Annotated in this window: 32 protein-coding genes and 2 riboswitches; of the genes, 6 read left to right on the forward strand and 26 right to left on the reverse strand. The window is 47.6% G+C overall.

The window, feature by feature from the left end; translation table 11 throughout:
• Nucleotides 1–200: 200 nt before the first annotated feature.
• From E0496_RS33075 to E0496_RS33085, 3 genes are all read right to left on the reverse strand, one after another.
• On the reverse strand, nt 201–857 hold the full coding sequence (locus tag E0496_RS33075; RefSeq protein ID WP_241675078.1) for a helix-turn-helix transcriptional regulator: 657 nt from the start codon (nt 855–857) through the stop codon (nt 201–203).
• An 80-nt stretch (nt 858–937) separates the two neighbouring features.
• A complete protein-coding gene (locus E0496_RS33080; RefSeq protein WP_141506175.1) occupies nt 938–1,357 on the reverse strand; it encodes a DUF86 domain-containing protein in 420 nt (139 codons plus the stop codon).
• 152 nt (nt 1,358–1,509) lie between these two features.
• A complete protein-coding gene (locus tag E0496_RS33085) occupies nt 1,510–1,797 on the reverse strand; it encodes a Dabb family protein (RefSeq protein WP_141506176.1) in 288 nt (95 codons plus the stop codon).
• A 107-nt stretch (nt 1,798–1,904) separates the two neighbouring features.
• Here E0496_RS33085 and E0496_RS33090 point away from each other — a divergent pair, with 107 nt between their 5' ends.
• Nucleotides 1,905–2,171 carry a hypothetical protein gene (locus tag E0496_RS33090; RefSeq protein ID WP_141506177.1) on the forward strand — a complete coding sequence of 89 codons (267 nt, stop codon included), beginning with the start codon at nt 1,905–1,907 and terminating at the stop codon, nt 2,169–2,171.
• A gap of 80 nt (nt 2,172–2,251) precedes the next feature.
• Here the strand turns inward: E0496_RS33090 and E0496_RS33095 are convergent, their stop codons facing one another.
• The 4 genes from E0496_RS33095 to E0496_RS33110 all read right to left on the reverse strand — a co-directional run bounded on the left by E0496_RS33095 (nt 2,252) and on the right by E0496_RS33110 (nt 4,328).
• Entirely contained in the window at nt 2,252–2,641 is a 390-nt protein-coding gene (locus E0496_RS33095) for a cupredoxin domain-containing protein (protein ID WP_139992427.1), read from the reverse strand.
• Between the two features lie 135 nt (nt 2,642–2,776).
• Nucleotides 2,777–3,178: a YhjD family protein gene (locus E0496_RS33100; protein ID WP_141506178.1), complete on the reverse strand. Its 402-nt coding sequence runs from the start codon at nt 3,176–3,178 to the stop codon at nt 2,777–2,779.
• Nucleotides 3,179–3,380: 202 nt separating this feature from the next.
• Nucleotides 3,381–3,614, reverse strand: a complete 234-nt coding sequence (locus E0496_RS33105) for a hypothetical protein (RefSeq protein ID WP_141506179.1) — start codon at nt 3,612–3,614, stop codon at nt 3,381–3,383.
• 147 nt (nt 3,615–3,761) lie between these two features.
• Nucleotides 3,762–4,328 (reverse strand): GNAT family N-acetyltransferase, encoded by a 567-nt coding sequence (locus E0496_RS33110; protein WP_141506180.1) that lies wholly within the window; start codon nt 4,326–4,328, stop codon nt 3,762–3,764.
• 233 nt (nt 4,329–4,561) lie between these two features.
• On the opposite strand from E0496_RS33110, the gene E0496_RS33115 reads away from it, so the two are divergent.
• On the forward strand, nt 4,562–5,233 hold the full coding sequence (locus E0496_RS33115) for a class I SAM-dependent methyltransferase (protein ID WP_161601662.1): 672 nt from the start codon (nt 4,562–4,564) through the stop codon (nt 5,231–5,233).
• Nucleotides 5,234–5,377: 144 nt separating this feature from the next.
• Here E0496_RS33115 and E0496_RS33120 read toward each other — a convergent pair whose 3' ends face one another.
• Together E0496_RS33120 and E0496_RS33125 are read right to left on the reverse strand one after the other, a co-directional pair.
• On the reverse strand, nt 5,378–6,940 hold the full coding sequence (locus E0496_RS33120; RefSeq protein ID WP_141506182.1) for a sensor domain-containing diguanylate cyclase: 1,563 nt from the start codon (nt 6,938–6,940) through the stop codon (nt 5,378–5,380).
• A gap of 80 nt (nt 6,941–7,020) precedes the next feature.
• Nucleotides 7,021–7,326: an ArsR/SmtB family transcription factor gene (locus E0496_RS33125; RefSeq protein WP_141506183.1), complete on the reverse strand. Its 306-nt coding sequence runs from the start codon at nt 7,324–7,326 to the stop codon at nt 7,021–7,023.
• Nucleotides 7,327–7,448: 122 nt separating this feature from the next.
• Between E0496_RS33125 and E0496_RS33130 the strand changes: the two genes are divergently transcribed.
• Nucleotides 7,449–8,852, forward strand: coding sequence for an MFS transporter (locus tag E0496_RS33130; protein ID WP_141506184.1), 1,404 nt, complete (start codon nt 7,449–7,451; stop codon nt 8,850–8,852).
• On the opposite strand, the gene E0496_RS33135 is transcribed toward E0496_RS33130, so the two are convergent.
• From E0496_RS33135 to E0496_RS33175, 9 genes are all read right to left on the reverse strand, one after another.
• Entirely contained in the window at nt 8,846–9,511 is a 666-nt protein-coding gene (locus E0496_RS33135) for a DNA alkylation repair protein (protein ID WP_141506185.1), read from the reverse strand. The two genes, E0496_RS33130 and E0496_RS33135, sit on opposite strands and share 7 nt — an antisense overlap.
• Nucleotides 9,512–9,611: 100 nt before the next feature.
• A complete protein-coding gene (locus tag E0496_RS33140) occupies nt 9,612–10,985 on the reverse strand; it encodes a hypothetical protein (protein ID WP_141506186.1) in 1,374 nt (457 codons plus the stop codon).
• 127 nt (nt 10,986–11,112) lie between these two features.
• A complete protein-coding gene (locus tag E0496_RS33145; RefSeq protein WP_141506187.1) occupies nt 11,113–11,718 on the reverse strand; it encodes a DUF2087 domain-containing protein in 606 nt (201 codons plus the stop codon).
• 174 nt (nt 11,719–11,892) lie between these two features.
• Complete coding sequence (locus tag E0496_RS33150; RefSeq protein ID WP_141506188.1) at nt 11,893–12,375, reverse strand: DMT family transporter; 483 nt, start codon at nt 12,373–12,375, stop codon at nt 11,893–11,895.
• Nucleotides 12,376–12,395: 20 nt separating this feature from the next.
• Nucleotides 12,396–13,094 carry a Crp/Fnr family transcriptional regulator gene (locus E0496_RS33155; protein ID WP_141506189.1) on the reverse strand — a complete coding sequence of 233 codons (699 nt, stop codon included), beginning with the start codon at nt 13,092–13,094 and terminating at the stop codon, nt 12,396–12,398.
• A 54-nt stretch (nt 13,095–13,148) separates the two neighbouring features.
• Nucleotides 13,149–13,574: a DMT family transporter gene (locus tag E0496_RS33160; RefSeq protein WP_141506190.1), complete on the reverse strand. Its 426-nt coding sequence runs from the start codon at nt 13,572–13,574 to the stop codon at nt 13,149–13,151.
• Between the two features lie 155 nt (nt 13,575–13,729).
• The gene (locus E0496_RS33165) at nt 13,730–14,131 is read right to left on the reverse strand and encodes an NUDIX hydrolase (RefSeq protein WP_141506191.1); all 402 of its coding nucleotides are present in this window, start codon (nt 14,129–14,131) and stop codon (nt 13,730–13,732) included.
• 115 nt (nt 14,132–14,246) lie between these two features.
• Nucleotides 14,247–14,801 carry a hypothetical protein gene (locus E0496_RS33170; RefSeq protein WP_241675075.1) on the reverse strand — a complete coding sequence of 185 codons (555 nt, stop codon included), beginning with the start codon at nt 14,799–14,801 and terminating at the stop codon, nt 14,247–14,249.
• Nucleotides 14,802–14,938: 137 nt separating this feature from the next.
• On the reverse strand, nt 14,939–15,496 hold the full coding sequence (locus tag E0496_RS33175; RefSeq protein ID WP_139992462.1) for an SLOG family protein: 558 nt from the start codon (nt 15,494–15,496) through the stop codon (nt 14,939–14,941).
• Between the two features lie 79 nt (nt 15,497–15,575).
• Nucleotides 15,576–15,678, forward strand: a riboswitch (TPP riboswitch).
• Nucleotides 15,679–15,799: 121 nt separating this feature from the next.
• Between E0496_RS33175 and thiD the strand changes: the two genes are divergently transcribed.
• Complete coding sequence (gene thiD, locus E0496_RS33180) at nt 15,800–16,648, forward strand: bifunctional hydroxymethylpyrimidine kinase/phosphomethylpyrimidine kinase (RefSeq protein ID WP_141506192.1); 849 nt, start codon at nt 15,800–15,802, stop codon at nt 16,646–16,648.
• A 90-nt stretch (nt 16,649–16,738) separates the two neighbouring features.
• On the opposite strand, the gene E0496_RS33185 is transcribed toward thiD, so the two are convergent.
• From E0496_RS33185 to E0496_RS33220, 8 genes are all read right to left on the reverse strand, one after another.
• The gene (locus tag E0496_RS33185) at nt 16,739–18,232 is read right to left on the reverse strand and encodes a serine hydrolase domain-containing protein (protein WP_141506193.1); all 1,494 of its coding nucleotides are present in this window, start codon (nt 18,230–18,232) and stop codon (nt 16,739–16,741) included.
• A 217-nt stretch (nt 18,233–18,449) separates the two neighbouring features.
• Entirely contained in the window at nt 18,450–18,947 is a 498-nt protein-coding gene (gene queF / locus E0496_RS33190) for a preQ(1) synthase (RefSeq protein WP_141506239.1), read from the reverse strand.
• A gap of 30 nt (nt 18,948–18,977) precedes the next feature.
• The gene (queE, locus tag E0496_RS33195) at nt 18,978–19,700 is read right to left on the reverse strand and encodes a 7-carboxy-7-deazaguanine synthase QueE (protein ID WP_175598158.1); all 723 of its coding nucleotides are present in this window, start codon (nt 19,698–19,700) and stop codon (nt 18,978–18,980) included.
• 10 nt (nt 19,701–19,710) lie between these two features.
• Nucleotides 19,711–20,148, reverse strand: a complete 438-nt coding sequence (queD, locus tag E0496_RS33200) for a 6-carboxytetrahydropterin synthase QueD (RefSeq protein ID WP_141506240.1) — start codon at nt 20,146–20,148, stop codon at nt 19,711–19,713.
• Nucleotides 20,148–20,813 (reverse strand): 7-cyano-7-deazaguanine synthase QueC, encoded by a 666-nt coding sequence (gene queC / locus E0496_RS33205; RefSeq protein WP_141506195.1) that lies wholly within the window; start codon nt 20,811–20,813, stop codon nt 20,148–20,150. The genes queD and queC overlap by 1 nt, the downstream gene beginning before the upstream one ends.
• Nucleotides 20,814–20,961: 148 nt before the next feature.
• Nucleotides 20,962–21,005, reverse strand: a riboswitch (PreQ1 riboswitch).
• 143 nt (nt 21,006–21,148) lie between these two features.
• Nucleotides 21,149–21,670, reverse strand: a complete 522-nt coding sequence (locus tag E0496_RS33210) for a hypothetical protein (protein WP_141506196.1) — start codon at nt 21,668–21,670, stop codon at nt 21,149–21,151.
• Between the two features lie 283 nt (nt 21,671–21,953).
• On the reverse strand, nt 21,954–23,060 hold the full coding sequence (locus E0496_RS33215) for a rhamnogalacturonan acetylesterase (RefSeq protein WP_141506197.1): 1,107 nt from the start codon (nt 23,058–23,060) through the stop codon (nt 21,954–21,956).
• Between the two features lie 121 nt (nt 23,061–23,181).
• A complete protein-coding gene (locus E0496_RS33220; protein WP_141506198.1) occupies nt 23,182–24,684 on the reverse strand; it encodes an L-fucose/L-arabinose isomerase family protein in 1,503 nt (500 codons plus the stop codon).
• 123 nt (nt 24,685–24,807) lie between these two features.
• Here E0496_RS33220 and E0496_RS33225 point away from each other — a divergent pair, with 123 nt between their 5' ends.
• Nucleotides 24,808–25,695: an AraC family transcriptional regulator gene (locus E0496_RS33225; RefSeq protein WP_141506199.1), complete on the forward strand. Its 888-nt coding sequence runs from the start codon at nt 24,808–24,810 to the stop codon at nt 25,693–25,695.
• Between the two features lie 96 nt (nt 25,696–25,791).
• Entirely contained in the window at nt 25,792–26,694 is a 903-nt protein-coding gene (locus E0496_RS33230) for a J domain-containing protein (RefSeq protein ID WP_141506200.1), read from the forward strand.
• The last annotated feature ends 59 nt before the right edge of the window (nt 26,695–26,753 follow it).

Consider the following 26,753-nt stretch of genomic DNA (forward strand, 5'->3'; position numbering starts at 1 on the left):
CCATCCATTGCACAGCCAAACGCAATATGCTTCTAGACGAATGCCCACTTGCGTAATGACAGTATAAGCAGCATGGGCTTGGCCTGACACAGCTGAACTAAAAAATCATGTTCCACATTTTTTTCTTTTAACAAAAAAAAGGCTGTCTGCAAATCTTTTCAGATTCGCAAAACAGCCTTCCTATTGGTATCTCATATTGGTCAGCCAATATGGTAACTGCACTTTCCGCCACCCTTTGCCAGGCATTCCGTTCTCTCAACCGGCACGTCAAGCAAGGATTGGAATAAGGACAGCTCACACCTGCAGGCTTCCTGGTACACACCAGCAACCTGAGCAATTGGACAATTATATTCATACAGCATATAGCTGCCATCACTTTGCTTGTTCACTTCCGCCATATAACCGCCGGCGTTCTGGATAGCAGCCAGCTCACTTACCTTCTGCTCCAAGCTCTTGCCAGTCATGCGAGGCTCGTACCGGTCTAACATCTTCTTCTTGCGGCCTTCAAAGATCCGATCAATAAGCGCTGCAGTATCCGGGTCATCCGCCAGCTCATCCAGCAAATCCAAAGCGAGCAAATGATAATTTTTCGGAAACAACTCATCCGCCTCAGCCGTTAGCTCATAAGCATGGAGAGGTCGCCCCATCGCTTGGCGCACCGAAACGATGTTTACGCTGCCTTCGCTTTCAAGCGCATATATATGCCGCCTGATCGCCATCTCCGTTAGTCCGAGCTCATTTGCCAAATCATTCGCGTTCATTCTGCCGCCAGTCTTCAGCAGCAGCAGTATACGCTCACGCGTGGAGCTGTCTCTTTGCGTAGCTGCCGTCATACCTGCGGCACTTACTGTTTTCATCCGCTTCAACCCTTCACCACCTCTGCAGGCTTGATAGCGTCATTGTAACGTATTTTGATTATTTCGTAAATCAAGCCTATCTACAGCTCACGATCCAAATACTCCTCAATTGACCTTTTGAAGATAGGCAACATTGAGGCCATTGTCTTCGTGAGAGGATGAAGCTCCGTCCGCAGCCATACGTAATAATCCTGAACGAGCGGCTTGCGCAGCTTGACCAATTCCGTCAACGTCCCTTGCATGTCTGCAGGAAATGCTCCAGCCTCACCCGTAATGTCGATAATATCCTCATAACTGCTTGCATCCCGCAAAATAAATCCATCGATTAGGAAGCTTCCAATGTCCGTTACTGTTTCTATGGCAAGATGCAGCGCTCTCTCCTGCGCCAAGCCCTCCAGCACCGTACCCTGCCAATTCGCCGCAAGCTTGTCTAGCGCTGTTGCAATTTCAGCAATCGAATCCAGCCGCACGGCAATTTGTTCGCGATTCACATAATACATCAATCAGTCGCCCGCTTTCAGCCTTGCTTCTTTTTTTTCGACTTGCGTTTCAACCAAGCTACCATAATAATGCTGCTAAAAATAATAACCAGCAAATAGGTCATTATTTCATAAACGTCCCTCATGTCGCTCATAAACCGTTAACCTGCCTCTCAGCTTTCAAAATCAACGCTGACAGAAGCTTCACGAACCTGCATCATATGCTCGATAACCTTCTTATGCACAGGATGTACTTGATAAACCTCCAGCGCTTCCATTGAATCAAATTTTGTGATGAGCGCGATATCATACGAACGCTCTGAATGCAGAACGTCAATTCCAACTTCAATCGACTTCAAAACCTCAATTTTGCCTTCCATATCTCTAAGCACCTGTGCCGTGCGGGCTACGCTCTCTTCACTGCCGTCCTTCAATTTAAAAAAAACAATATGAGTTAACATTCCTTGTTCCTCCTCTAATGTCATCGCATGAATTTCGTCCGTTTGTCACATAATAACCTATGCAGTCGCATTACGGCAATCTTTAACGCGAAGGAGATCGGTACGTTATGCGCTATCCGGTTACAATTGTTGCTACTTTGATTGGACTTGCTATTTGTTTGTTTAATTACACCGGTTATGACCCACACAATTTCGTTTTTTTCATGTTAAGCATTCCCGCTTGGGTCGTTGATTTATTTGTCGACATTCACGAGGTCAGCGTGTTGCTTATGTATGTGCTTACCGTTCTAACCTGGGCTCTGCTTGGCTTCGTTGCCGATGTGCTCATTTCACGAGGCCGCGAGAGCGAGCGTCATCGCCGTTCAGTTAGGTAGCATGAATTCAACAAAAAGGAGCCTTTCGGCTCCTTTTTATTTTTTTCTTCACGGTTCATGCCGAGATTAACTTGCTGCCGTTAGGCTGCTTCAACAATCAATGTTGAATGCATCGTTGTATGGCCTTGACCGCATGGAATCGAGCAATAGATCTTGTACGTGCCTGGCTCTGTGAATTCAAGATCCGTTTCCGGGTGGTCGTTATCCAAAACAACTTTCAGCTCATCAATATGTAGCCCATGAATACCGCTTTTATTGGAAAGCTTCAACCTTACTTTGTCTCCAACTTTAACTTTGTACTCTTCTTGATCAAATACGAAATCATTGGATGCAACTACTTTGAGCAAACTCATGCCTTCAGGCAACGAGGCTGACTCGTCAACTGGCTTGGCAGGCAAGGCGAATGTGAGCAAATATAAGCCCAGCAACGACGCCGCTGCAAATAAAGTAAACATAATCCACTTATGCATTGCTACGTGCTCCCCTTTGCGATCATAATGTCTACCTCTTATATTACATAAGATCGTCCGAAGTTCTCAACCTTAAACTACACAAAGCAGAAAAGTTTTTTCGTTATTTTGACAAAACCATGAACAAATTTGAATTTAGCTGGACAAATACTGTTTTAACACTCGCTCGGATTCCGCTTTCACGAAGCCCCACAGCATAAAAAACTGATGATGGTACCCTCGGCAAACATATTGGGCGTGCAATCCATCCTTTTCCCGCTTCTCCTCATACACTTTAATGCCCATATCGCGAAATCGCCTTCTGATCGCAGCAAGCTCAAGCAATACGCGGTCCTGCATGCCGCGCAGCATGGATTCATAGAACCTAGGCAGCTTAATGGCTGAAGTGCCGATGACACGAATATCATGATCTAAAATGCGCATCACAATACCAAGCAGCACATACCGCTTCACCAGCTCTAGCTCTTCCTCGGTCTGGATCGGCGGATGTAAGGCTGTTCTCCTGCTTCCCACGGAAGCTTCCTCATTAGCGGCCATTGCCACCCCTCCACATAAGAACATATGTTCTTATTATAGCGAGTGGCGATCATTTTATGCAAGTCAATCCGCTTTTATCCAACAATTACCGTTTATCTTTGAGCAGTCCAGCAATCCGCTTATCGAGCATACCCACACTAGTGGATACAATACTGAAAGAGTAAACGGCTGCAGCCGACCTAATCAAGAGATCCAAAGGGAGCTAAACTGCTGTCGCGCGGGGCATTTTCCCCTTATAAATGCAAAAGGAACCATCGCTGTAATTCGCGTGATTCCTTCGGTGTTTCTTATTCAGCTTTGTTTGTTTCTCTTGCAGGGTAGGTGTGCGTTTAATCGTTGGATGGATTCCCTGCCAGCTTCCCCGCAGTACATCCGGCGTCACTCGCCCCTGCTGGGCCAGCTTCTGTCTAGCCTTCTTCGCCTTGCTCATGGACATGATTTTGTCCTCCTTAAAGTTTTGTGAAGCAAAACTTACTTCGTAAGCATTCGCTTTGTTTTGTGAAGCAAAACTTACTTCGTAAGCATTCTCTCCTCTTATTATACGCGGTTTATGTCTTTTGCGAAAGATAATCTGACCTGCCGTTCAAAAAGAGAACTGCTTCCGCAGCATATAAAAGATCATAAGCTCGATATGCTGCCCTTTCTCAAATTCATATTCCCGAAGCTCATTCTCCAGCTTGAAGCCAAGCTTCGTAAGCAGCCCGATCGATGCCTCATTCTCCGAATCAACCTTCGCTTCAATGCGCTGCAGTCCCATGTCCCGGAAAGCAAACGCCAATATCGGTCTTGCAACCTCGCTCATAATGCCGCTACGCCAGTAGCTTGGGGATAAATCATACCCAATTTCAGTAAGACCGTACTCTTTCAAATAATGCAGAAAACCGCAGGTTCCAATGACCTTGCCTGTGCGTTTCTCCTCGATAAGCCAGCGTATGCCTACCTGCTGAGCGAATATTTCGCAGTGCCAGTTCATTTCATGCCATGCCTCTTCTTCAGCGGCAAATGGCAATAATGGAGTATAGCGCACGACCTCCTCGCTAGAATACAGCTCGTATAGATCACGGATATCTCTCTCTTCCGTCTTGCGCAAAATGAACCGTTCCGTCTCCATTCGCGGAAACGTTTGAAACAAAAACGATGGTACAGCCATCTATCCAGCCCCTTTATTTAATCGAAACATCGGCATTGCTTCAATCCTCATCCCTGTCTTCGGTTTTACCTCTGCATAGTCATCATAACTTACCACATAATCCTAACAAATAGTATAAGTTCGAAAGCGACGTAAAACACACATATTATTCTATGATATTCAATAAGCTTGTAAAATGAGCTTCGTGTTGACACGCGATGTACAATTGCATCCCGCGAGAGGAGAGTTTGCCTATGACAAATCCGAATGTGAACAGCCATGAAGAAGCTCGCTTCTTTACCAGTTCAGACGCAAGGATAGATACGCTGATCTATCCCTTGCCCGAAACCTGGTGGAGCCGCCCGTATGAATATGAATGGTGCAGGACGCTAATTGACCCCGGTGATATTGCTCTGGATGCTGCTTGCGGAATTTCTCACCCGTTAAAGTTTTATTTAGGCGCGGTATGCCAAGAAACTCATGCTTGCGATTTCGATGCCCGCATTAACTCGTGGAGCTCGATTGAACAAGAAATAGTCCAAGATGTCGGCCTGCAGGCGCTTCAGTCGATCGTTTCCCATCCAGGCTGGTCAAGAGTACAGTATTCCGAAGCCAGCATAACGGATCTCCCTTATGAGGACAATTATTTTGATATTATTTTCTGTATTTCTGTTCTGGAACATTTACGGCATGTCGATCAGGATCTCAGTCTCAAAGAGTTCGCCAGAACGGTGAAGCCTGGGGGCAGGATAGCACTCACCTTTGACTATCCTACCGTTGACTTGGAGCAGTTGATTCGCATAGTAAATTCGGCAGGCCTTACGTTTGCCAACGAATTTGAGCTCACTCCCCCTCCCGATGCCATTCAATCCAACCTATGGGGAAAACTATTTTGCTTTCGGGCTTTACTGAGGAAACCAGTTTGACCTTTATTTTAATAACAAACAAGAAGAAACGGCTTCGCCGTCCTCCTCGCAAGCAGGCGATCCGTTTCTCGCTGAAATATAAGGCTTCTTTATCTTGTAATACATATGTAGTCTTATATTTTCAAAAAAACAGGACGCCCACAGTTAGGGCTGTCCTGTTTTTTCGGTTTCATACACTGTCGTTCGGTTCCTACCTTCCGCTTTCGACTGATATAAGGCGATGTCCGCCATTTCAATCAATTCTTTGGCACTTACGGTCTTTCCATCTTTACATGAAATTCCGATAGACACGAAGATAGGACTGCCCGTCGGGCTTGCTTTGACGGCAACCGCTTCGCGCAAACGTTCGGCCATCTGCACAGCGGTTTGAACATTTCCGAATTTCACCAGTATGCCAAACTCCTCTCCGCCATAGCGGAAGCACAAATCATTGCTTCTAGAGAAGGTTTTGATAATAGAAGCAATATCGGTCAAAACCGCATCGCCTATAAGATGGCCATGCTGGTCGTTAATTTTTTTGAAATGATCAATATCGAGCAATATAAGCGCAAACGGAATATCATCTGCCAACCACTCCTGAATCGTCAAATCAAACGTTTTCCGGTTCGCAAGGCCAGTTAGACCATCCAAGCGAATCTCTTTGTTCAACAAAGCAAGATGATTATTAATGCTCTGGTTAAGCTGCCTTACTTCATAAATATAGGAGCTTGCTTTTGGCATTTTCGAATGCGCTGCCCCCGAAGATAGGATTGCCTCCTCCGAAAAAGCCGCCAATTCAAACAAAGGTTTGGAGATCAGATAAGAGACGCGCCATGCCACCAATAAAATGATGACAAATATCGGGAAAGATTTCAGCACAATATCCCAGATGAGCTTTTTCAGCGGCTTTTCTACAATAGACGTAGGGGTTTGCGCCACGATTGCCCACCCTGTCATTGGCTCATTCGCATAACCTGCAAAATAAGAGCCCCCTTGCGAATTAATAATCTCTTGGGCTCCGCTGAGCCCTGATATGGCTTTATTTATAACCTCATTAGTCGTAATCGATTCATTTAATCTTGTTTTATCTGGATGGAAAATAAGGTGTCCATACTTGTCCGCCACATAAACGTAAGAGCCGTTGCCGTAAAAATGCTCACTGAGCAATTTATTAAGCGCATTGCTGTCGTCCAAGTAAATGGTACCGGCAGCAAAACCTTCGTATTCTCCCGCTTCATTAACTATAGGCGATGAAATCAGAACAAGAAGATGATGTGTCATCGCACCTACATAAGGCTCTGAAATTAAGGTTCGCTTCTGTTGGACCGCTTGGAAGGAAGCTACTGAAGATAAAACCATCCCGACCTCGACACCTTTGCTATTGAAGCTTGTGGCCTTTACTGTGCGATCAGCGTCTACGAGCAGAATGGAATTAAAATATTGCTCATTCGCCGCATACCAAATATCCAGTTCCTTTTGCGATATCATTTGCTTGCTCGCCATCGATGCAACGGCTTCAATATTATTGCGCATAATTTGCAATAATTCACTCGTATTGGACGCCAGCTTCTTGGCATACTGAGAATTGCTTTCCAAATATCCGGCCGTCAAGGAGGCTTTATTAGCGGACAATGCAAAATAACCGCCGATAACGGCGGTTAAAAGAACAGAGCCAATGACTAATAGCCCTAATACAAATCGAAGCTTCAACCCTTTGCGTGTACGCACAGATGTTCCTTCTCTCGTTGCCAAAGTACTGCTTTATTTTAGCGTAAATGGCTGAGAAAATAAATAGCCGTTCTTTTCCATTATATAGAGGCAGATTGGACAATCGCATCTAGAAGTCCTGGAAAGCGCAAATTCAGATCATCTGAGCGCAGCGTCAAAAAATGCTGGGTACCCTGTTTGCGCACATTCAGCACACCAGCCTCACGTAAAGTACGAACGTGGTGGGTCATTGTAGATTTCACTACGGGGAATTCAAAGTGGCCGCAGGCCTGCTCGCCGCTGTGTGCAATAGCGATAACCACGCTTAGCCGAATAGGATCGCTTAACGCATATAGCACGGAAGTAAGCTCAATATCATCGCGATTGGGATGGAATAAAATTTTCAAACGCATTCGCTCCTCTCTCGTCATGCACTCATTGCATTATACCACAAGTCATGCTATATTTTCATAGTACGATGATTATCGTACTTTAGAGACGTAATTTTACCATTCGATTAGGAGGTTCCATGAGAAACGCTGCTGCTTTAACTGCCCCACTGATTACCAACGGAGACGACCGTCCTGCCTTTCGAGATGGAATCGTCATTCCTTTATTAGGCCTAACCGTCATCATTGTCATTATGAACACGATGATGTTCAACCTGGCGCTGCCTCAAGTAACGACGGAATTTATGCTTTCCTCGTCTGCGGCGTCGTGGATTATCACCGGTTATTCCATCATTTTCGCCATATCATCCATTACTTATAGTCGTTTATCGGACTTCGTTCCCATCCGGCTGCTGCTCACGATAGGACTGATTGCCATGGGCGGAGCATCGGTGCTTGGATTTTTCAGCCATCATTATATGCTCCTCTTGGTTGCAAGGCTGATTCAAGCCTCTGGCGCGGGGTCCGTGCTGAGCTTGACGATCGTGCTGATTACAAGATTTATTCCGCTTGCAAGACGTGGTAAATCCATGGCACTTATTACATCTGCCGCTTCGCTTGGCCTCGGTCTTGGCCCCGTGGTTGGCGGCGCCATTACCCAATATCTCGGCTGGAATGAACTGTTTATCGTTACCGGCATATCGCTGCTTCTTATTCCTGTGTTTTATCGCCTGCTGCCTGACGAAGCTTCGAATAAAGGGTCCTTCGACGTCTTGGGTGCCGCACTAGTCGGAATCGGCTCGACAGGTGTACTGCTCTATATTACCAATCATTTTTGGATCGCTTTACTTGGGGGGATTACCGCGCTGGTGCTCTTCTGGATTCGCATCAACCGCGCTTCTAATCCGTTTGTTCAGCCTTCCTTGTTCCGCAACAAACGATATATACGCCTCATTACGCTTGGCATCGTTTCATATATCAACAATTTTGCAACGCTGTTCCTGCTGCCTCAGGTGCTCATTCATTTATTCGAGCTAACCCCTGGCCAAGCTGGCCTAATCATTTTTCCTGGGGCACTCGTGGCCATGCTGGCTTCCAATCGTATCGGCAAAATCATAGACCGTCGCGGGAACAGCTTGCTGCTTCGCATAACGCCGTGGCCTTTACTCATCGCAGCCATTTCGTTCGCTTTATTCGCGGATCGCTCCATTTATATGATCATGGCGATCTACATTCTCATGAGCGTAGGATTCTCTGCTCTGAATTCGAGCGTTTCCAACGAGCTATCGAGGATTTTGCCCGGCGAGCATGTCGGTGCAGGCATGGGCTTGTTCCAATTGTCTCAGTTCATCAGCGGAGCTTTCAGCGTAGCCATTAGCGGCATCGTACTCACCGCCCAGAGCTCGCTTCCCCTCGGACGCGCATTCTCTAATATTTTCTGGGGCATGGCCGTTATTGCCGGATTTGCCATTATCGCGTCCTGGCTTTATTATGCGTCCTCCAGACAGCCCGTTCCAGATCAAAGCCAGCCAAACAATCATTGATGCTTAAGCGCCTCCTTCTTGCTTAGCGCTGAGAGAGGCGTTTCCATAACAAACCGATGCACGCTGGATGCATCGGTTTTTGCATATTCCCGCAGCGCCCACCCAATCGCCTTCCGTATAAAAAATTCATTCTCCTCTTTGGTGAGCTCTATGTAATGGAACAAACGCTCCTTGTCGGTCGCATGCTTATATTTGAGCTGAAACAACAGCGCAGTGCGCCGCAGCCATAAGTGTTCAGATACGATCCAGCGCTCCGTATACTCTGTTATTAGTTCCGGGTATTTGGACAGGTGGTAACCCATTAGATTCGCCGCTATAAAATCAACGGAATCCCACCATGAATGGGTCGTAATCCAGCGTTCCAGCCTGTCGATATGAGGCTCCGAGGCTTCTTTGCTGTATTTCTCCATTAGTCCCATCGCTACATAATGGAATTCACGCTCATGCAGCTGCCACAGCTGCTCTGCCGTACGAAGCAGCACGTCTCCCTTCGGCTTATCGTTTTCCTTCCAAAAATCACGAAGCAGCTGCGTACGTTCCGGCGTCTTAATCCCCAGAAATATAAAATGGCCGCGCATATAAGCTTCCATTGGCAAAGCGGTTTCGGGATTGGCATTCTTCCGAAAAAGAGCTTCGAGCTTATTTGCAGTTGTTGTCATATCAGCGACCTCCTTTCCTTGAACGATAACATAAAGAAGCTCCAGCCATCAATGACGGCCAGAGCTTCTTCTTATCCTGCATTCAGGTATTTTGTTCTAATTAAAGCGATTCACCGTGCAAATAACGGAAGAACGGTTTATCCACCCAGAATTGAGTCGGAGTTACAATAGCATTAGGATCGATCGCTTTCAGGCCTGCAACTACCTTTTCGGAATTTTCATTCAGCGAGAATGGATTTACGGTATAAGGGCTGTCTGGATCGGTAATGAAGTTGTTTGTAATGATTTCATAATCCGCAAGCTTGGTTTGTGAATAATAAAGCGGCTGCCACCACGAGGAAGCAATCAGGCCAGTTTGACCATCTTCATTTTTCTTTGCATATTTGTTAATGATATCGTTAAATGCTGCTTTATCAGCCGCATTGGCGAATTCAAATTCCAAATCGTATTCTTTATCGTAATTAATGTAGTTGCCATTTTCAATTTTAACTACATTTGGTCCTGGCGTGCCCCACTCTGCCAAAAAGATAAATGCAGACGTTTTTGGCTCGAACTGTACTTTAGCGTTAATGCCTTCACTGCGAAGCAAGCCAATAAGCTGGATCGCATGCTTGAAATTGGAATGTCCGTAAATCAGCGACAGCTCATCAATAAAGTTCGCGTTGAAGCGGGAATCCTTAATGTTGTAGCCCGTAATCAGATCTTGCTTCAAAGCCGTATTCACAAGCTCTTGAAGCTTCGGTGCATTGATAATATCCGAAGTGTCATATGCCGTGCTAAGCTTTGCAAAGATATCGGCATCGTTGATGTAACCAAGGTATTGCTTATACAAGCCCTTCGTGATCAACACTTTACCAAGCAACGTGTGGATCAATTGGTCGCTTGCAGCTGCCTTTGGTTTAAAGCTTGCATACAGGTCAGAGGTCAGCAAACCATTGTCAACCGCAACGGCCACCTCTTGTGCCCCTTTAGTACCAAGCACGCTGCTTGATACATTCAGCTTGGCAAGCGCCTTATTGACTTTAGCCGCAGGGTACGTGTAAGCCAGCTCCTTCAGATCCGCTGCTCTTACCGCAATTGCAACCGCTACGGATGTAGTCAGCACTTGCTCGCCTTGAATGGCTGGCCCGGACAAAATTCCTTTTTCATACAACGCTGCCGCCGAAGCAAACAGCTCATCGCCTGACTTCAAGTCGGAGAAGATAACTTCTTTGCCCGAAGCTTTATAACCAAGCACATCTGCTACTGCTTTAATGAAATCGCCTTTCGTTACCGTGCCAGAGAGGCTAACCTCAAATTTTTCTTTCAAAAATTGCTTGTACTGCGGAACGCCATCCTCCTGTGATGTCGTTGCCGTAACTGCTGCTGTTGTTACAGCCGTTGCAGCAAAAGCTGTCGATTGCGTGAAAAGAACTGAAAACGACAAGAGGAGTGCTGCTAGCAATTTGGTGTAAGATGCCTGTGTTTTTCTCATGAACATTACCTCCACTGTTTTTATAATTCCGACGTGTTTAATCGGGAATATGTAATGGTTCATAGTATACCAACAGAAAAACACAGGTGTCAACGAATATATTTTTTCGAAACCTATTACCTATCAATTAAGCTAAAGTCTCCCATTTCGCCCATAATTCCCGTGGATTTAGCTCATAAATATCAGCTTCCCTGAACATAAATTGATGCATAATAAACTCCCGTCTAATCGTGGCAAAGTCATCATGAAAGCCTTTAATGAACGTATTGATTTCTTTTTCCGAATATTTCTGTCCAAGCGCCAGCTTGGATACTATATGCTCTAGCACGATCAGTTTTTTCTTAAGCTGGGCAGGCATATGCTTCAGCCTACCATCTGCTGTGAAAAAATTTCTTACGACGGTTTCCTTTAAACGAATAACGCCCTCTTCCACCTTCTCCACCCTCTCTTCGGCACCTACATTGCGGTAAATTAGCTGTTCCGCAGCACTTGCATTGCTTTTTATAAAATAATGATTCAGCGAAAAATAAATCGTGTTTTTCTCCCTACGCTCGTTAATTAAGCTCGCTTCCCGAAGCTTAGTCGCATGATGAGTAATAGTAGCGGGCGTCACCCCGAGCTTCTCAGCAAGTACCTGACCATTCTGCTCGCCCTCTGCCAATAAAATCAGCAGCTTGATTCTCGTTGCGTCTGCCAGCGCTTTGTGATATGCCACAACTTTGTCTAATTGCATGAAAGTCCTCCTCTTATTAATTTAACATTTGTCTAATTAGATGATTGTTAAATAAGATGATAATGGATCACCTATCTTTTGTCAATTGGAACAACGCCTGCTCAGCACAAAAAAAAAACCGGCCTGATGGCCGATTTTCAAATGTTAGAGAAAATCACGATTATTCGAATTTCTTTAAGCGTTATAGTCTAACTTCATCTGCATTTTTTTCTGTTTCTTCGTTTCCCCACTTAATTTAAAGACGAAAATGCCGCCAACGATAACCAGCACACCAATCAGCTTGTTTAACGTAAACGGAATTTGTTCCAGACCAAGCCAGCCAAGCGAATCCCACAATAAAGCAAAGAAAAGTTCTGAAGTCAGAACGATGGAAACCGCATAAGTCGGGTCAAGCCTTCGGTAGCTCTGCACTAAGCAAACGACCACGCCAACGCCGAGGCAGCCACTGCCCCAATACCAAGGCTGCATATTTTGCAGAACGAACATTTGCTTTCCTTCAAAGATAAGTCCCATCGCCATTGATGCCGCAAATCCCATGCCTAGAACTAATGTCGTCGTAGTCCAAGAGCCTGCTCGTTCATTGACTTTGTTGTTAAAAATGTTTTGCATGCCGACCAAAGCGCCCGCGCTTAGAGCCAGTATTAACGATAAAATCATCGATTGTGGCCTCCAATCCTCTATTCGTACATATTTTCCCCAGCCAACGCGCTCAGCCTGCTCCTGTCCTTCACAACAATAAACTCCCGATTTCTCTCGATCAGACCTTCCGTGCCAAACTTTTGCAAAATGCGATTGACATGCCTATAGCTCGTTCCAATGAAGTTGGCAACGTCCTTTAAGCCCGAAACGCGGAGATGTCCACGGAATAAGGAATCTGTCTCATCGAAGGAAACCGACAATAAATAGCTCGCCAGACGCACTTCGACTGGATGCATCAAATTAAAGCTCATCGAGTGGGATTTTATAAAAAACTTTTGAGTAATGATTTCCAGCAAAAATTGCAAAAGCGGGGCATGATCACTACCGTGCTTCTTCAGCTCACGATAGGGAATGCCAATCATAGTGACAGCAGATACCGCTTCAACTGTATTTATAATGTCGATGCTGCGAATATATTCAATGTCACCGATCACTTCAAGCGGAGTCTTAAAGGAAATGACGAGCGTTCTTCCCTCAGCCGAGGTAGTGTAAATTTTAATTTTCCCTTTTACCAGCACGTACAAATATTGCGAAGGCTCCCCTTGGGTGCAAACAGGCTCGCCTTGTTCAAAGCTGTATAGCGACAGAGAAGGTTTAATCGCATCGCTAAATACCGATTTCAGCTGGAAGGCTTGAAGATAATGGGCGATTTTGTCGCTGTCCTGCTTTTCTTTCATATACTCGCCTCGTTTCTTTCCGATTGCTTATCCGATTTGTTCTGACCTCCAGCGTCAAAACTTCAGGATGATCACACCAGCCACCATCATGCCGATCCCGATAAATTGCGGAAGCTTCATTTTCTTCTTCACGACCCCAAACCAGCCGTTGCTGTCCACCAGGAAAGTGATGCAAAGCTGGGCAATCAGCACGGCAGAAATCGTAAAGGTAGCTCCCATTTGGTGAATCGCCGTCACATTGTTGAAGATGACGACCGCCGCAAGCGCGCCCCCCATAAGATAGATCGGCTTGACCTTCTTAAGCCCCTGCCAGCTGCCGTCACGAACGAAGAACAACACCACTAAGGCAATAAGAAATCCGGTCAATTGCGTAAGCGCCGCCGCTTGCCACGTACCGATATCTTGGCTAATCCGAGAATTGGCTACCCCTTGTAGAGTAATAAAAGCTCCGCCAAAAAGAGCAAACACGATCCCTCGCATACGTTTCTTCCCCTCCATGAAGTCTTATCCATTATTAAACAATAGATGCAGGCTGCAAGGAAAGGACCGATGTCCCAAGATCGAAATATTGTCGACGAGATAAAATAAAAAGCCTGTCGCAAGCGCCAATACCGGCTTGAAACAGGCTTTTTCCACTATAAAAGCAAATCCAACTTATGTAATCGATCCCATATGAGCTGGCTTACTTGCGAGACGCGTTCACGGTCACGATAGGATAGCCAAGCCAATTCCTCGATTTCCGAGGAAGCGTTTATCTCTCCTTCAAAATCCGCAAAGTAGCAAGCCATTTTGACCGTAACGCCTTCTGCTTTGCCATGGGCCTTCGCTTCAAAGTCTCCAAAATGAGTGATCGTATCCGGCTTGATCCGAACGGTTAGCTCCTCCTCAACCTCACGAATAAGGGTATCGTGGTCCGATTCCCCCGGGTCCCTTTTGCCGCCTGGAATATAATATAACTCCTTTCCTTTGGAGCGTGCGGCTAATACTCGTCCATCCACAATATGTATCCATGCGATTTTATCAATGATTGTTGTCATTTTACTCTCCTTCTTCTGCCTTGACCATAGCTTTGCCTGTGTAACGTAACAAATGGCTTTTTTCACTCTTTAATGCCCACAAATCCTGCTCCAAGCTTCAGAACATTACCCTGCTCTAACTAGATTGCAAAGTCCCAACCCAGACATTTCCCACTTCCACACAATAAATGATATCTGGAGTTCCATCGGTTTGAGTAATGGTTTCTGTTCGATATGCCCTTTTTCTAATCCGCTCCGCTTGAGTGGCTGTAGACCATCCATGTTGAATATGATCGATCAGATCACTTTCTAAGTGTACTTCCGTTTCCAGATGAAGCTTCCAATCGAATGCCAACAGCTTTTCTCTTAAATACGTGAATGGATGATAGGGAAAGGTTTTGTTGACTTCCTTCGGTGCATCGAACGTATTTTCATAAAAATGCAGATTTTCTCTATAGGCGACCACAATCTGCGATTGAATAAAATCCGGATCATACAGCCAAATTTTCAAATAAAACGGTTCATTGCTTTTCAGCATCGTTTCATGCCAGCTCCGATAAACATCAATCATCGCCTCTAATATGATTCGATTGTACCAAATCGGCGGAGTTCGCTTAAATAAATGATAAAAAGGGGAAATCCAAAGCTTGGCGTAATCCCGTTGATATTTTTCGAGAGCCTCTTTATCCAAGTTGATTTCTCTTTGCTTCCATTTTTCAATCTGATGAACTTTTCTTTTCCAACCTCTAATTTTGCTTCGGCTATGGTTATAAATTCGACATTCTCCTCTCAACTGAGATGACGCAGCATACTGCCAAGCATGACAACCTAATAATCCGAATACAAATGGTCATCATCCGCAATGCTCTGGATATCCTCCGAGCTTATGCTGATGTATTCATAGTCACCTGCCTGCTGCTTCTTTAAAGCCTTTTGCTTAAAAAACTTGGGGCTTCCCTCTCCCGCATCCTCGTCGTAGACGAGCAATATGCCATCCGTCTTGCGGAACAGCAGCTCGTCCCGTGCCGTAAGCTGCCAAATGCCGTCATATGGCTGGTTACTGACAGAGGCGTAATAATCGACCCCTTTTAATACCTGATGGTAAAAATCTTTTTTATCATCCTTCCATTTCTCTTCCTGATTGCTGTATGCCGTAATGATTGAAAGCTTCAGCTGCGGATATCGTTCCTTTAGTTCAATAACCACCTCGCATGCCCAAAGATCAACGCCGTATTGCCCCGGTGTGATCACCCATTCCAGTCCATTATCAATAAGGGGGATAAGCTTGGCAGTTAACGCTTTTTTTATGTAAACGATACCTTTGTGCTTCTGGCTGAAAATATTGAGCTCATGCGCACGGTAGCCGCTAACGAGTAAGTTTTTCATCGATTCCACGCCTTTTCCGATAATTATGGTTTACATCTCTCCAGTGTATGCTATAGTAGAAAAAATACAAACTGAATATTGATTTCACTAGGGGAGCTTAACGGCTGAGATGGGGCAATTGCTCCGGACCCTTGGAACCTGATCTGGATCATTCCAGCGGAGGGAAGTGGAGCAGGACCCTACACACGCGCAAGCTTGACTGGACATACGACCCGCTCATTTCCCACCGGAAATGAGCGGGTTTTTATTACTGCAAAGAGGTTACAGCCTTCGGGCGCATTCACATGATTGGGGGATACGAAATTGACGAAAACGTTCAAAGCATTAACGATAGCAGGGTCGGACAGCGGCGGCGGCGCAGGGATTCAAGCAGACTTAAAAACATTTCAGGAACTCGGCGCTTATGGCATGTCGGTAATAACGGCAGTGACCGCGCAAAATACGCATGGCGTACATGGCGTCTATTCGATGGAAGCCGCTGCGATTCAAGGACAGCTGGATGCGATTGGAGAAGATTTGGAACCGGATGCGCTGAAGACGGGGATGCTCTTTAGTGCGGAAATTATTGAAATTGTCGCTGCCAAAATCAAGCAATACCAATGGCGGAACCTGATCATTGACCCGGTCATGGTCGCCAAGGGCGGCTCCCCTCTCCTGCAGCAGGAAGCGATTCAATCGCTTGTGAAGCACTTGCTGCCGCTTGCACTTGTTACGACTCCAAATATCCCGGAGGCCGAGCTGCTTGCCCGCATGCCGATTCGCAACCTCCAAGACCGCGAAGAAGCGGCAAAGCGGTTGTTTCAAATGGGCTCGCGCTATATTGTAATCAAAGGCGGCCACACCAAGGAAAACGAGCAGCTTGTCGACCTAATTTATGATGGACAAACCTTTGAATACTTGGAGAGCAAACGAATCATCACTCCCCATACCCATGGCACAGGCTGCACCTTCTCCGCGGCAGCAACCGCTGAAATCGCGCAGGGAAAACCCGTTCGCGCAGCGATCCAGACAGCCAAAGCCTTCATACAAGCAGCGATTGAAGACCAGCTTGGCATCGGCGGAGGACATGGGCCCACGAATCATTTTGCCTATCAGCACCGACAACGGGAAGAGCTCAAAGCCAATCAGAGTGGATACTATTCTCGTAAATAACAGAAAGCTGTCTCAAAAGCAGTTATTTCACCTGCTTTGAGACAGCTTCATCGTATCTTCAGGTCCGTTTGAATGTACAGTAGAACTAGATCAATGCCTGCTCATGCTGATGCTCTTGAATAGCAGAATCAATCTCACCATTCCATACGCAAGAAGCACGATTGAGGCCATGTATAACAAATGAGTCATACCCGGCATAAACGCAAGCAGCAGCTTCCAAGGCGTATCCATCCACAGCGGCAAAGCGAACAAAACCGCAAGCGGAATAAGAAGGTGAAAGAGCATGATCGAGATGGCATGCCGTGCGATGAACGGCCGATTCGGGCGATAAATCTTATTCCATGCCGCCGAGACATAGATGGAACGGATGATAAACAACACGATGGCTACCGCTGCGGCTCGTATAACCCAATGTACGAGCCCCATCGAAGGCAAATCAGCCGGCGAAGGCTTCTCTCCCGCCAGGATCTGCCGGATCCCCTCAGTCATGATTTCTGCAGCAGACACAAAAGGATCATTCGCGTTCAGCAGAAGCACGATGCCCGTTTCACCCTGTATGAACAAATTCGATTGAAAATTTTCAACGCTGCCATGATGATACACGGCCCCGTCCTGCCTCATCCAGCCCATTCCGTACAGGCCACCCTCTTCCATTCGAGCGCCTTGCTCGCCATGCATAAGCGCCACACTTTCCCCAGATACCAGTTGTTTGCCCTCATACACCCCATCATTCAACTGGGCTACTAAATAATGGCTCATATCCTCTATGCTTGATTGAATATACCCTGATGGAATATTAGCCGGTCTCTCCTTCGGGCTTGTCGCAAATAACCAGCCGAATATAGGTTGGTGCCCTTCTGATAATCCCAGCTTTACCGATTCAGAATAGGAAGTCGTCGTCTGCCCCATGCTAAGCGGTTCGAAAATCCGTCTTTTCACATATTCCCCATACGGTTGACCGGATACCTTCTGAACTAAGGCACCAAGAATGTCATAGTTCATGTTGGAGTATTCAAATTGGCTTCCTGCCGGCCCGCTCAGCTTCGCCTCCTGCTTCGCAGCCGGATACTGCGCAAGCGTCAGCTCATGCGAAGGCAGATCCTTTCCCGCAAAAGCCGATATGCCGCTGGTTTGGTTCAACAATTGTCGCACCGTGATCTCCGAAGACGCCTGCTCATCTGCTACTCTGAAACTCGGCAAATACTGCTGAACGGGCGCGTCCAGCTTAATCTTTCCCGCTTCTACCAGCTGCATGACTGCCATCGCCGTAAATGACTTGCTCGTTGATCCGAGTATGAATGGCGTTTGCGGCGTGATGGCCGTTTTCTTGGAATCGGATGTTCCATATCCTTTTATGTATAATGGCGCATCCTTCTGAACGATGCCTAGCGCAGCACCCGGAATATCAAGCGCCTCCATAGCGGTCTCCATATAGCTATCCAGTTCGGCATATGCCGGTTCTCCGACTTCTTGCGCAGCATAAGCTCTCTCCGGCGTTACCCCGTAGCTTGTTAGCGCCGCCGCTATGGTGTAGAGCAATACCGACATACACAACGCATTTCGAAAAATAGATTGTCCACTCATCTGTACACCTACTCTTTATCTTTGATAAAAATAAGTATAGGTGATTTGTTTGCCGTTGAAATGGACTCCGGGCATGACGGCTTACTGGACTTTAGGCTGGCTTGAACGTAGTCCTCCTAAAGCAGAGTCAGCACATTCGCCTGCAAGCTAACGCGTTGACCCCCTAGATTTCTATAATAAAAGGAACATCCGCGAGAGATGTTCCTTTTGCATAAACCTATCGATTATCTACTTTTTCCGGATACAGATCATGATTCATCAAGCGATGCTCCGCCATTTGCTCGTATTTTGTTCCCGGTTGTCCCCAGTTGCAGTAAGGGTCGATCGAAATTCCGCCACGCGGAGTGAACTTGCCCCATACCTCGATATATCGAGGGTTCATCAAGGCAATTAAATCATTCATGATTATGTTCATGCAGTCCTCATGAAAATCGCCGTGATTGCGAAAGCTGAACAAATACAGCTTGAGCGACTTGCTTTCTACCATTTTTTGATCCGGTATATACGAAATATAGATCGTTGCAAAATCAGGCTGTCCCGTCATCGGGCATAGGCTCGTAAATTCGGGGCAATTGAATTTGACAAAATAGTCCCGCTTCGGATGCTTGTTATCGAAGGCCTCCAAAATTTCCGGTGAATAGTTGAATAAATATTGTGTCCCCTGATTGCCGAGCAGCGTTACGCCGCTTAGCTCCTCCTTGCTTCTTCCTTCCATGTCCAGCGCCATCCCTTCCATTTCCTTCTTTTAAACGCCTTTTTTGTTGCCCCATACCCATGTATGCAGCTGCGGGAGCACATGCACCCGATTCAGCTCAGGGTTAGGCATCACTCTATCGATCAGCCATTCATAGCGCTCTACCAAATAAGGCAGCATGCGCTGCGGCTCCGTTTCCTGCAGCTGTCCGTTGCCTGCCTGCACGTAGAAAGGAACCTTCGGATACCGCAAATGGACATAAGTTGCATATTCAAGATCCTCGTCGTCAAAAACGACCGTCTTTAGGCAAAAGCTCACAGCCCGTTTTTCCAACTTGGCTACAATATCATCGAGTACCGCCCAATCCGTCTTCATGCCAGAGCTCGGCGGCTTGGGCGAGAGGGTCAGGTCGTCAATGAGCCAAAACCAATCCTGCCAGCGGCTGCCTTGCGTCTCCAGAGCAACGCTGATATCCCGCTCATGAAGCTCCTCGATCAAGGTTCCAAGCTGAGGCAGCAATGCCGGATTCCCGCCGGAAATCGTAACATGGTCAAAGGTATTTCCGCCGATCTGCATGAGCTGCTCCATAACCTCATAAGCCGTCAGCATGCGAATGTCGCCTTTGGCGCTGCCGTCCCACGTAAATGCCGAGTCGCACCAGGAGCAGCTGTAATCACAGCCCGCCGTACGGACAAACATCGTTTTCCGGCCAATGACCATGCCTTCCCCTTGAACGGTTGGCCCGAACACTTCCAATACCGGAATCCGTTTAATGGCCTGCATCTTACCCCGCCTTTCTGCGCGGACGATAGATACAATAGCTCGTAGGCGTCTCCCGCAAATACACTTGTATGCACTGCGGGCGGTTTGGCATGCCGTTCAAATGGGCTTGAACGAGCTCATGAATCGTACGCGCCACAACCTCCGTCGTCGGAAAACGTTCCGGATCATCATCACGGAAGCTCCCTTTGTCGTCATTTAGAAGCGTATGGTCAAAGCGATCATGAATTAACTTTTTTATAATCGCAAAATTAACAAGAAACCCCGCCGTATCCAGCTCATCTCCAGCCACCGTTACGTTCGCATAATAGGTGTGCCCATGAAGCTGGCGGCATTTGCCGGCTTCCTCTGCAGGTATAAAGTGCGCCGCCGCAAAGTGAAAATCCTTGTTCAGCTCATAACAATAATTATGGATGGGCGCAGGATATACCTGCTGAAGCATCATCGCTTCAACTCCAATATACGTTTGGCCAAATAATCATCCAGCCCCTTCTTTCGAAGCTGGCATGCCGGGCAATGCCCGCAGCCATCCGAGATGATGCCGTTATAACAGGTTAACGTTTTCTCACGCACGAATTCGAATGCGTCCAGCGTTTCTGCGAGTTCCCATGTCTCTGCTTTGTTCAGCCACATGAGCGGAGTTTCGATGACAAACGGGTAATCCATTGATAAATTCAAGGTTACGTTAAGTGATTTAACAAAAATATCTCGGCAATCTGGATAACCGCTAAAATCCGTCTCGCACACGCCCGTCACGATATGCATCGCGCCAAGCTGCTTGGCGAGTATAGCCGCAAAGGTGAGAAATAATAGATTGCGTCCGTCCACAAAGGTCGTCGGAAGCTCGCCTTCTTTTTGCTCAATGGCGATATCATCCCTCGTAAGCGCGTTAGGCGCCAGTTGGTTGAGAAGCGACATATCGAGCACATGATGCTTGATGCCAAGCTCCTTGGCAATATCGGCCGCGCAATCCAGCTCCAGCTTATGCCGTTGTCCATAGTTGAACGTGATGGCCTCTACCTCCGAGAAACGCTCCATTGCCCAAAATAGGCAAGTAGTGCTGTCCTGGCCGCCGCTGAACACGACAACCGCCTTTTCTTTTTTCATGCTGCATCTCCCTCTCTGGTTTGAGAAGACAGAGATCGCCTGACATCCTTCTGTATGTAGCTAAAAAACCAAAGAAACGGCGCGAAGCAGTAAAACGCCCGCTTCGCGCCGAACGCAAAAACGACGCTGTCACCTGACGGGACAATCGTTTTGCATAGTTTTTTATAGAGGGAGTTCGCGAACCTCTCCCGGCTGCCCGTTCCGCCTTACGGCAGGGCTCCGGAATTTCTTCTTTAGTTGTTTATTCTCCTGTACTATAGCATAGCTCCGGCTGAATGGGAACAGACAGAATTTGACGGCTAGAGTGCCTATCGAACGTATTCTTCAGCGAGAACTTAGGTTGTAAGCTCTCCCAGTTTCTTCAGCGTCTGGAGCATATGCTTGACCAAATCTGGAATGTCATCCATTTGCTCCTCGCTTATTTTGCGGTTGAAGTTCAGCTCTATGACATTAGAGAAGATCAGCTCGTCTGCGCCAAACAGATAACTGATCGTTTGCGTCGGTGCGAGCTCCGGCTCCCATATCCGCTTCATTATTTGCTCCACCTCTCGGCACTGCTCGTCAATATTCCGAACCTGCATATGGAACCGGAGCCGGAGAGCGCAAGCAGGCGTTTCTCCCTTTAGCTCCAATATTTCTGCTGCCAGCTCCTTAAGGGATGCCGTCAACTGAATCTCAGCGGAAACCTCAGGGCGTTCCGTCAGCTTGAACTGCAGCGCAAACTCGCGTGACATGACGGCCATATCCAAGCGGTCAATCCGGTTCGTTATATCAATCTTTCGATCCAGCGTGTCCAGATCGTAAAGACGATTTTCAAAAGCTACCTTTAAATTTTCAAAAACGGTGGGATCAAACATGATTGGTTCCTCTCTTTTACTGCCTGGTTATGTTAGCTATTGTAGTCCATATGGACGATAGAATCGAGAGTTCTTTTGCAAAAGGGGTGGACGCCCCTACAAATGCAGCTGCTTATCGTCACCCTTGGCTACATATGCACGCATTTGGCAGGCATCCTATCACATAGCGGTAAAAAATATTTACAAAGGAAAAAAAGGCTGAAAAGGCCAGCCCTGCTTTCAGGCTGGCCTTCCTCTCTCGAGCGCGTCATATTCTTCCATATCCAACTGATGCTAGCATTTATTATGCTTTCAAGTAAAGAGATAGCGGAGATAACCCTAGCTCGCGCACACCATCCGCTACTAAACCTGCGATAACGATGCCGCCATGCTCTTGAAAATGGGTATCGTCCTTAGCACCTTCAGGAAAATGAATAAACTCGCCGGGATACGCCCACATAAACAAAGCCTTCGAGGGCTCGTCGCCCAGCTCCTCATAAAGCGTCTTGCTCTTCGCAGCCAAGTCAATGAGGGGCACATCCAGCTCTGATGCCAGTTCCTTCATTCCTAGCAGGTAATCGCCATGCGTATCGATGATCCGGCCATGCTCGTCAAATTTGCGCCGATGCATTGGCGTAATAAGCACCGGCCTTGCCCCGCGTGCGCGGGCTTCCTCTACATAGACAGCCAGCATTTCCTTGTAGCTGCCGAAGGGCTCCGTCGCTCGTTCCGCGTCCGGCTTCTCATCATTGTGTCCGAACTGGATCCACAAATAATCGCCTGACTTGATTTGCTCCAGAATGGCAGCTAGCCTGCCCTCGTCGATGAAGCTCTTCGAGCTTCTGCCCGACATGGCGTGGTTGTCGATCGCCACATCGGTTTTAAAATAGAGCGGCAGCATTTGTCCCCATCCGGCATAGGGGAACGTGTCCTGATCCGTTACGGTGGAATCGCCCGCCAGATAAATCGTCGTCGCCTGCTTCGCCTCATCGATGCAAAGTGCGTTTATGCGTGGCGCAATGCCCGAGAAGGCAAGCCGCAGTCGTCCGTCTGTCACCTTGACCGTGAAGCTGTGCACTGCATATTGTCCTGCGGAAGTCATTGCCTTATGAAGTACGATCCGACCTACACCATACTTTAATGAAGTGCAGGTCGGTGCAATTGCATCTCCAATCGTTGCGGTTATTGTGTATAAGCCATTCGGCAGATCAACCGCAAACACCGCTTCTAGAGGAATGCAGAATGCGCTGCGCAGGCGATCCGACTCGTCTCGGTTGCGGGAGCTGGCGCGCTCAGCAGACTCGAATCCGTATCCCAGCACCTCGCTGTACAGCGTCGTGGGGAGCACTTGGATATATGAGGAAGCCGGCGCGCTGCCGATTCCAAAATCGAATTTAAATGAAGTAGCCATACCAGCACCATCCTACACCATGATTGTCATAGGAATAGCATATCAAATCACGTCGCGTTAAGAAATCAATAATTCGATTACTTTGTTTAAAAATCAGACCAGTTGCAGCTTTCTTCACCCGTTAGAGCGTGACGTGCTTCACCTGCAGCAGTTCGCCAACCTTTTCGAACAGCGCGGCGTTATGGCCGATTGACATCGCGCAATGATGGGTAGGCGCCTCTGCGAACCATGCGGTCATATAATCATCAGGGTGACTGCGGAATTTTACAGGCGTTTGCGTATTGCCAATTCGCATGATCGGTCCGTTTGTAGATTCCCCTTCGCTGGAAATCAGCTTCAGCCGGCCATCTCCGGTTTGTGTTATATTAAGCGTCGTGACTGCTCCTGTGCGAACCTTGGCTTCAACGGATACGCCTGTTCCTTGCTTGCCGTGGTAGAGCCCCATTCCGCGCAAAATCGGCTGTCCTTCCGATATCGCTATGTGGAAAGGCCCGTCATGTCCGAGCAATATCGTCTCGTCTACATAATCGACCACGACAATTTCGGAGAAGCTGCCGCCCGTACCGAGAATATCGCATATTTTCATCGCAATTGCTGTTTTCAAATCACCTTCGCCCGAGCAAGGGATGCCGCGTGAGGTGAGCAGCGAATGCCCTACAATAAAGCCTGCCTGCAGCTTCTCGTATTGTCCCCCCGGCGCCCCGTGATAATAATACGTCAGCGCGTCCAGATCATACTCCCTTACGAGCTTTTCTTGCGCCGCTGCCACCTTGCAGGACCATTCTAGCTGCTCATCTGTTGGCCTACGGGCAATTGGATCGGAAGGCGAATCCCCACTGATCTGGAACATCCGATTCACTTCCTCCAGCTTGGCCTTCACCTCCTGCTCAGTCACATCCCGCAGCAAACGGTCCAGATCGCACATCTCCAGCACCTCAATATGAACGCCCGTTTGTGCCTGAATCATCGTAAAGTCGCTGTACATGTCGAGCATGCCGCTGTAAGTGTTGCCAAGAAAGCCGAAGCGGCTGTGCTGGAGCGTACGTGGAACACCTGCCGCTCTTACCCACTGTTCAATCTCACGCCAGGCGCGAAGCGCTTCCTTGCGCTCATTGGTCTTCTCATTCGTCAGTGAAATCTCAGGCGTATAATCAAGACCAAGCAGGCCATTCACAACTCGGAACGAGATCCCCGCCCGGTTGAACGAGTTAGCAAATTCTGGAACCGGACAAGCCCCGCAATGTGCCAGCCATTCCCCTGTTGTCGTTTGCTCATAGTTGATCCGTTCGGTCGGCTGCAGGTTGAGGAACACCACTGGCGCCTTGTTGATTTGATGAACGGGCAGTACCGTAGAGCTTGTGGAATAGGTTGCCGTGTGGCAAAATACGAGATCGACATTTTGCTCATTCAGCCATTCTCCTGCCTTGCGCCCTTCACCCTCCGTATCGACTAGCCCGTAGTTAAATACGTCTCCCCACTGCGACATGCGGTTTTCAATGAATTGCCCGTATGCCATCAGACGTTCACGAAGTCCAGGAAATTGATCCCAGTATGCGCGTAGACCTACCGAATAAAGACCGATTCGTGGTCGCTTGCTTGGTTTAATCGCTTGTAATCCAGCCATCTTTACCACCTCATCAAAGTATGAAATAATATATTTATGATTTCATTGTAATGGCTTTCATTCCAAAGAACATCCAATAATCTTGGTCAAAAATAACACAATCTTGCGAGGTGTTTGCCTTCTATGAGCGCATACCATGAACGCGCCTCCCATGCCTGGACGGAAAACTCGATTCGGCTCGTCGCTACTCCGTCCGCCTTTGCGAAGACCTCCCTGTTCTATGTTCAGGAAATCGGTCATTTCGAGACGCTGAATCATTATTTTACGGAGCGGGAGCAGCTCGATTCCTTCCTTGCTGTCTACACCGTCGCTGGGACTGGCAAGCTGATCTACGGAAACGAGACCTATGCGCTTCAGCCGCAGCAGCTGTTTTTCATCGACTGCATGAACTATCAATATTACCAACCTGAGCCGAGCAAGCCGTGGGAAATGTTATGGGTGCACTTCAACGGCGCTGCTGTACGCGCCTATTACGAGCTATTCGCAGGCCAAGTGGATGTTGTGCTCACCCTGCAGCAAGATACACCCATCCCTGGCACGCTGCGCCAGCTGCTGGAGCTTCACAAGCGCAAGAGCTACCGCACGGAGCTAGTCGGCTCCAAGCTGCTTGTGGAGCTGCTTACGGAGCTATCGCTGGCCGCGCATGAGCTGGAGCTGCCCGCTTCCGAGATTCCGAGCTATATTGGCGAGATCGCACTGCTTATGGATGAGCAGTACCCGCAGAAGCTGACGCTTGAGCAGCTCGCACGGCAGCATGCCGTCAGCAAGTACCATTTGGCGAAGCAGTTTAAGCGATATACGGGTTTCTCCCCGAACGAGTATCTCATTAATACCCGAATCACCCAGGCGAAGGAGTTGCTCAAATATTCCGACATGCCCGTTGCTGAAATTGCCTTATCCGTCGGAATCGAAAATGTAAGCCATTTTATTTCCTTATTCAAGGATCGCGTCGAGCATACCCCGCTTGTCTACCGGAAGAAGTGGCAGCGTGTTCCAGGATATGACAAATAGGTGTAGATTGGCGGCAAAGTTTGCGTTACCTGCGGAATTCCGTATACTTATAGATAGGAATCATTCAGGAGCTATTTACTAATTGAGGTGACACAGGTGGAAGAATTGAAACAAGCCTATCAAACGATGGGTCTGCCGGAGCTTGCGGCCAAAGAGGAAGTAGAGAAACGCTATACAACACTGATGCGCCAAGCCCGCTCAAGAACGCAGCAGCAAAAGGAAGGCACAGCGGATGCGGAGGATTCTTTCGCGAAAATTACGCAAGCGTACCGGCTGATTCTCGAGTATGAGGATCGCAAGCTGACGGACGCCTTCAATGAACAGGAATATGGAAAATACAAGAAAATGGCTGGACAAGCCCAGAAGATGGATCATTTCTGGCGTTATTACAAATTTCATACGCTTGGCGCTATTGCAGCAGTCGCACTTATCATCTACGGGGTCATCAGCTTCATGAATTACCGCGAAGAGCAGGAAAGGCTGGCTAACCTGCCGCCTGTCGATTTGAACGTCTCCTTTATGGGCAATTACATGCTAAAGGATGATGCTCCAAAAGAAGAACCTCTTGAAAATGCGCTTTTGACAGCGTTTCCGGAATGGCAGAGATTCGTTACTACGCTGACCTTCGTTCCTGCTGATCAGCAGTCTCAGTACGCTTACATGCAGAAGGCGGTTCTGATTCTTGCTACCGAGCATCCCGATGTTTACGTCATGGATAAAAATATTTTCGAGTGGGTCGGCGCACAGGGCGTTTTGATCAACCTCGATGACGATGTAAACGGAGACTTGAAGCCACTGTTGAAAAGCGGACTTGCCAAAACGCTTAAAACCGACGAGGATACGGCAGAGCATGTTTACGGCATTGACTTGACAAACAGTGCGCTTGCCGACCAATTGCCGCTTTACAAAGAGAGCATGATTGTCGGCATTCGGCCGGACAGCAAAAACCCGGAAAAAGCGAAGGCATTCATTAAAAAATACCTTGCTACAATTGACTAATGAATAAACAATAAACCAAACGGCCGCCTGCATCATGATGATGCAGGCGGCCGTTTGGT

Origin of the sequence: Paenibacillus luteus (assembly GCF_006542765.1) — a bacterium.
Taxonomy (GTDB): domain Bacteria; phylum Bacillota; class Bacilli; order Paenibacillales; family Paenibacillaceae; genus Pristimantibacillus; species Pristimantibacillus luteus.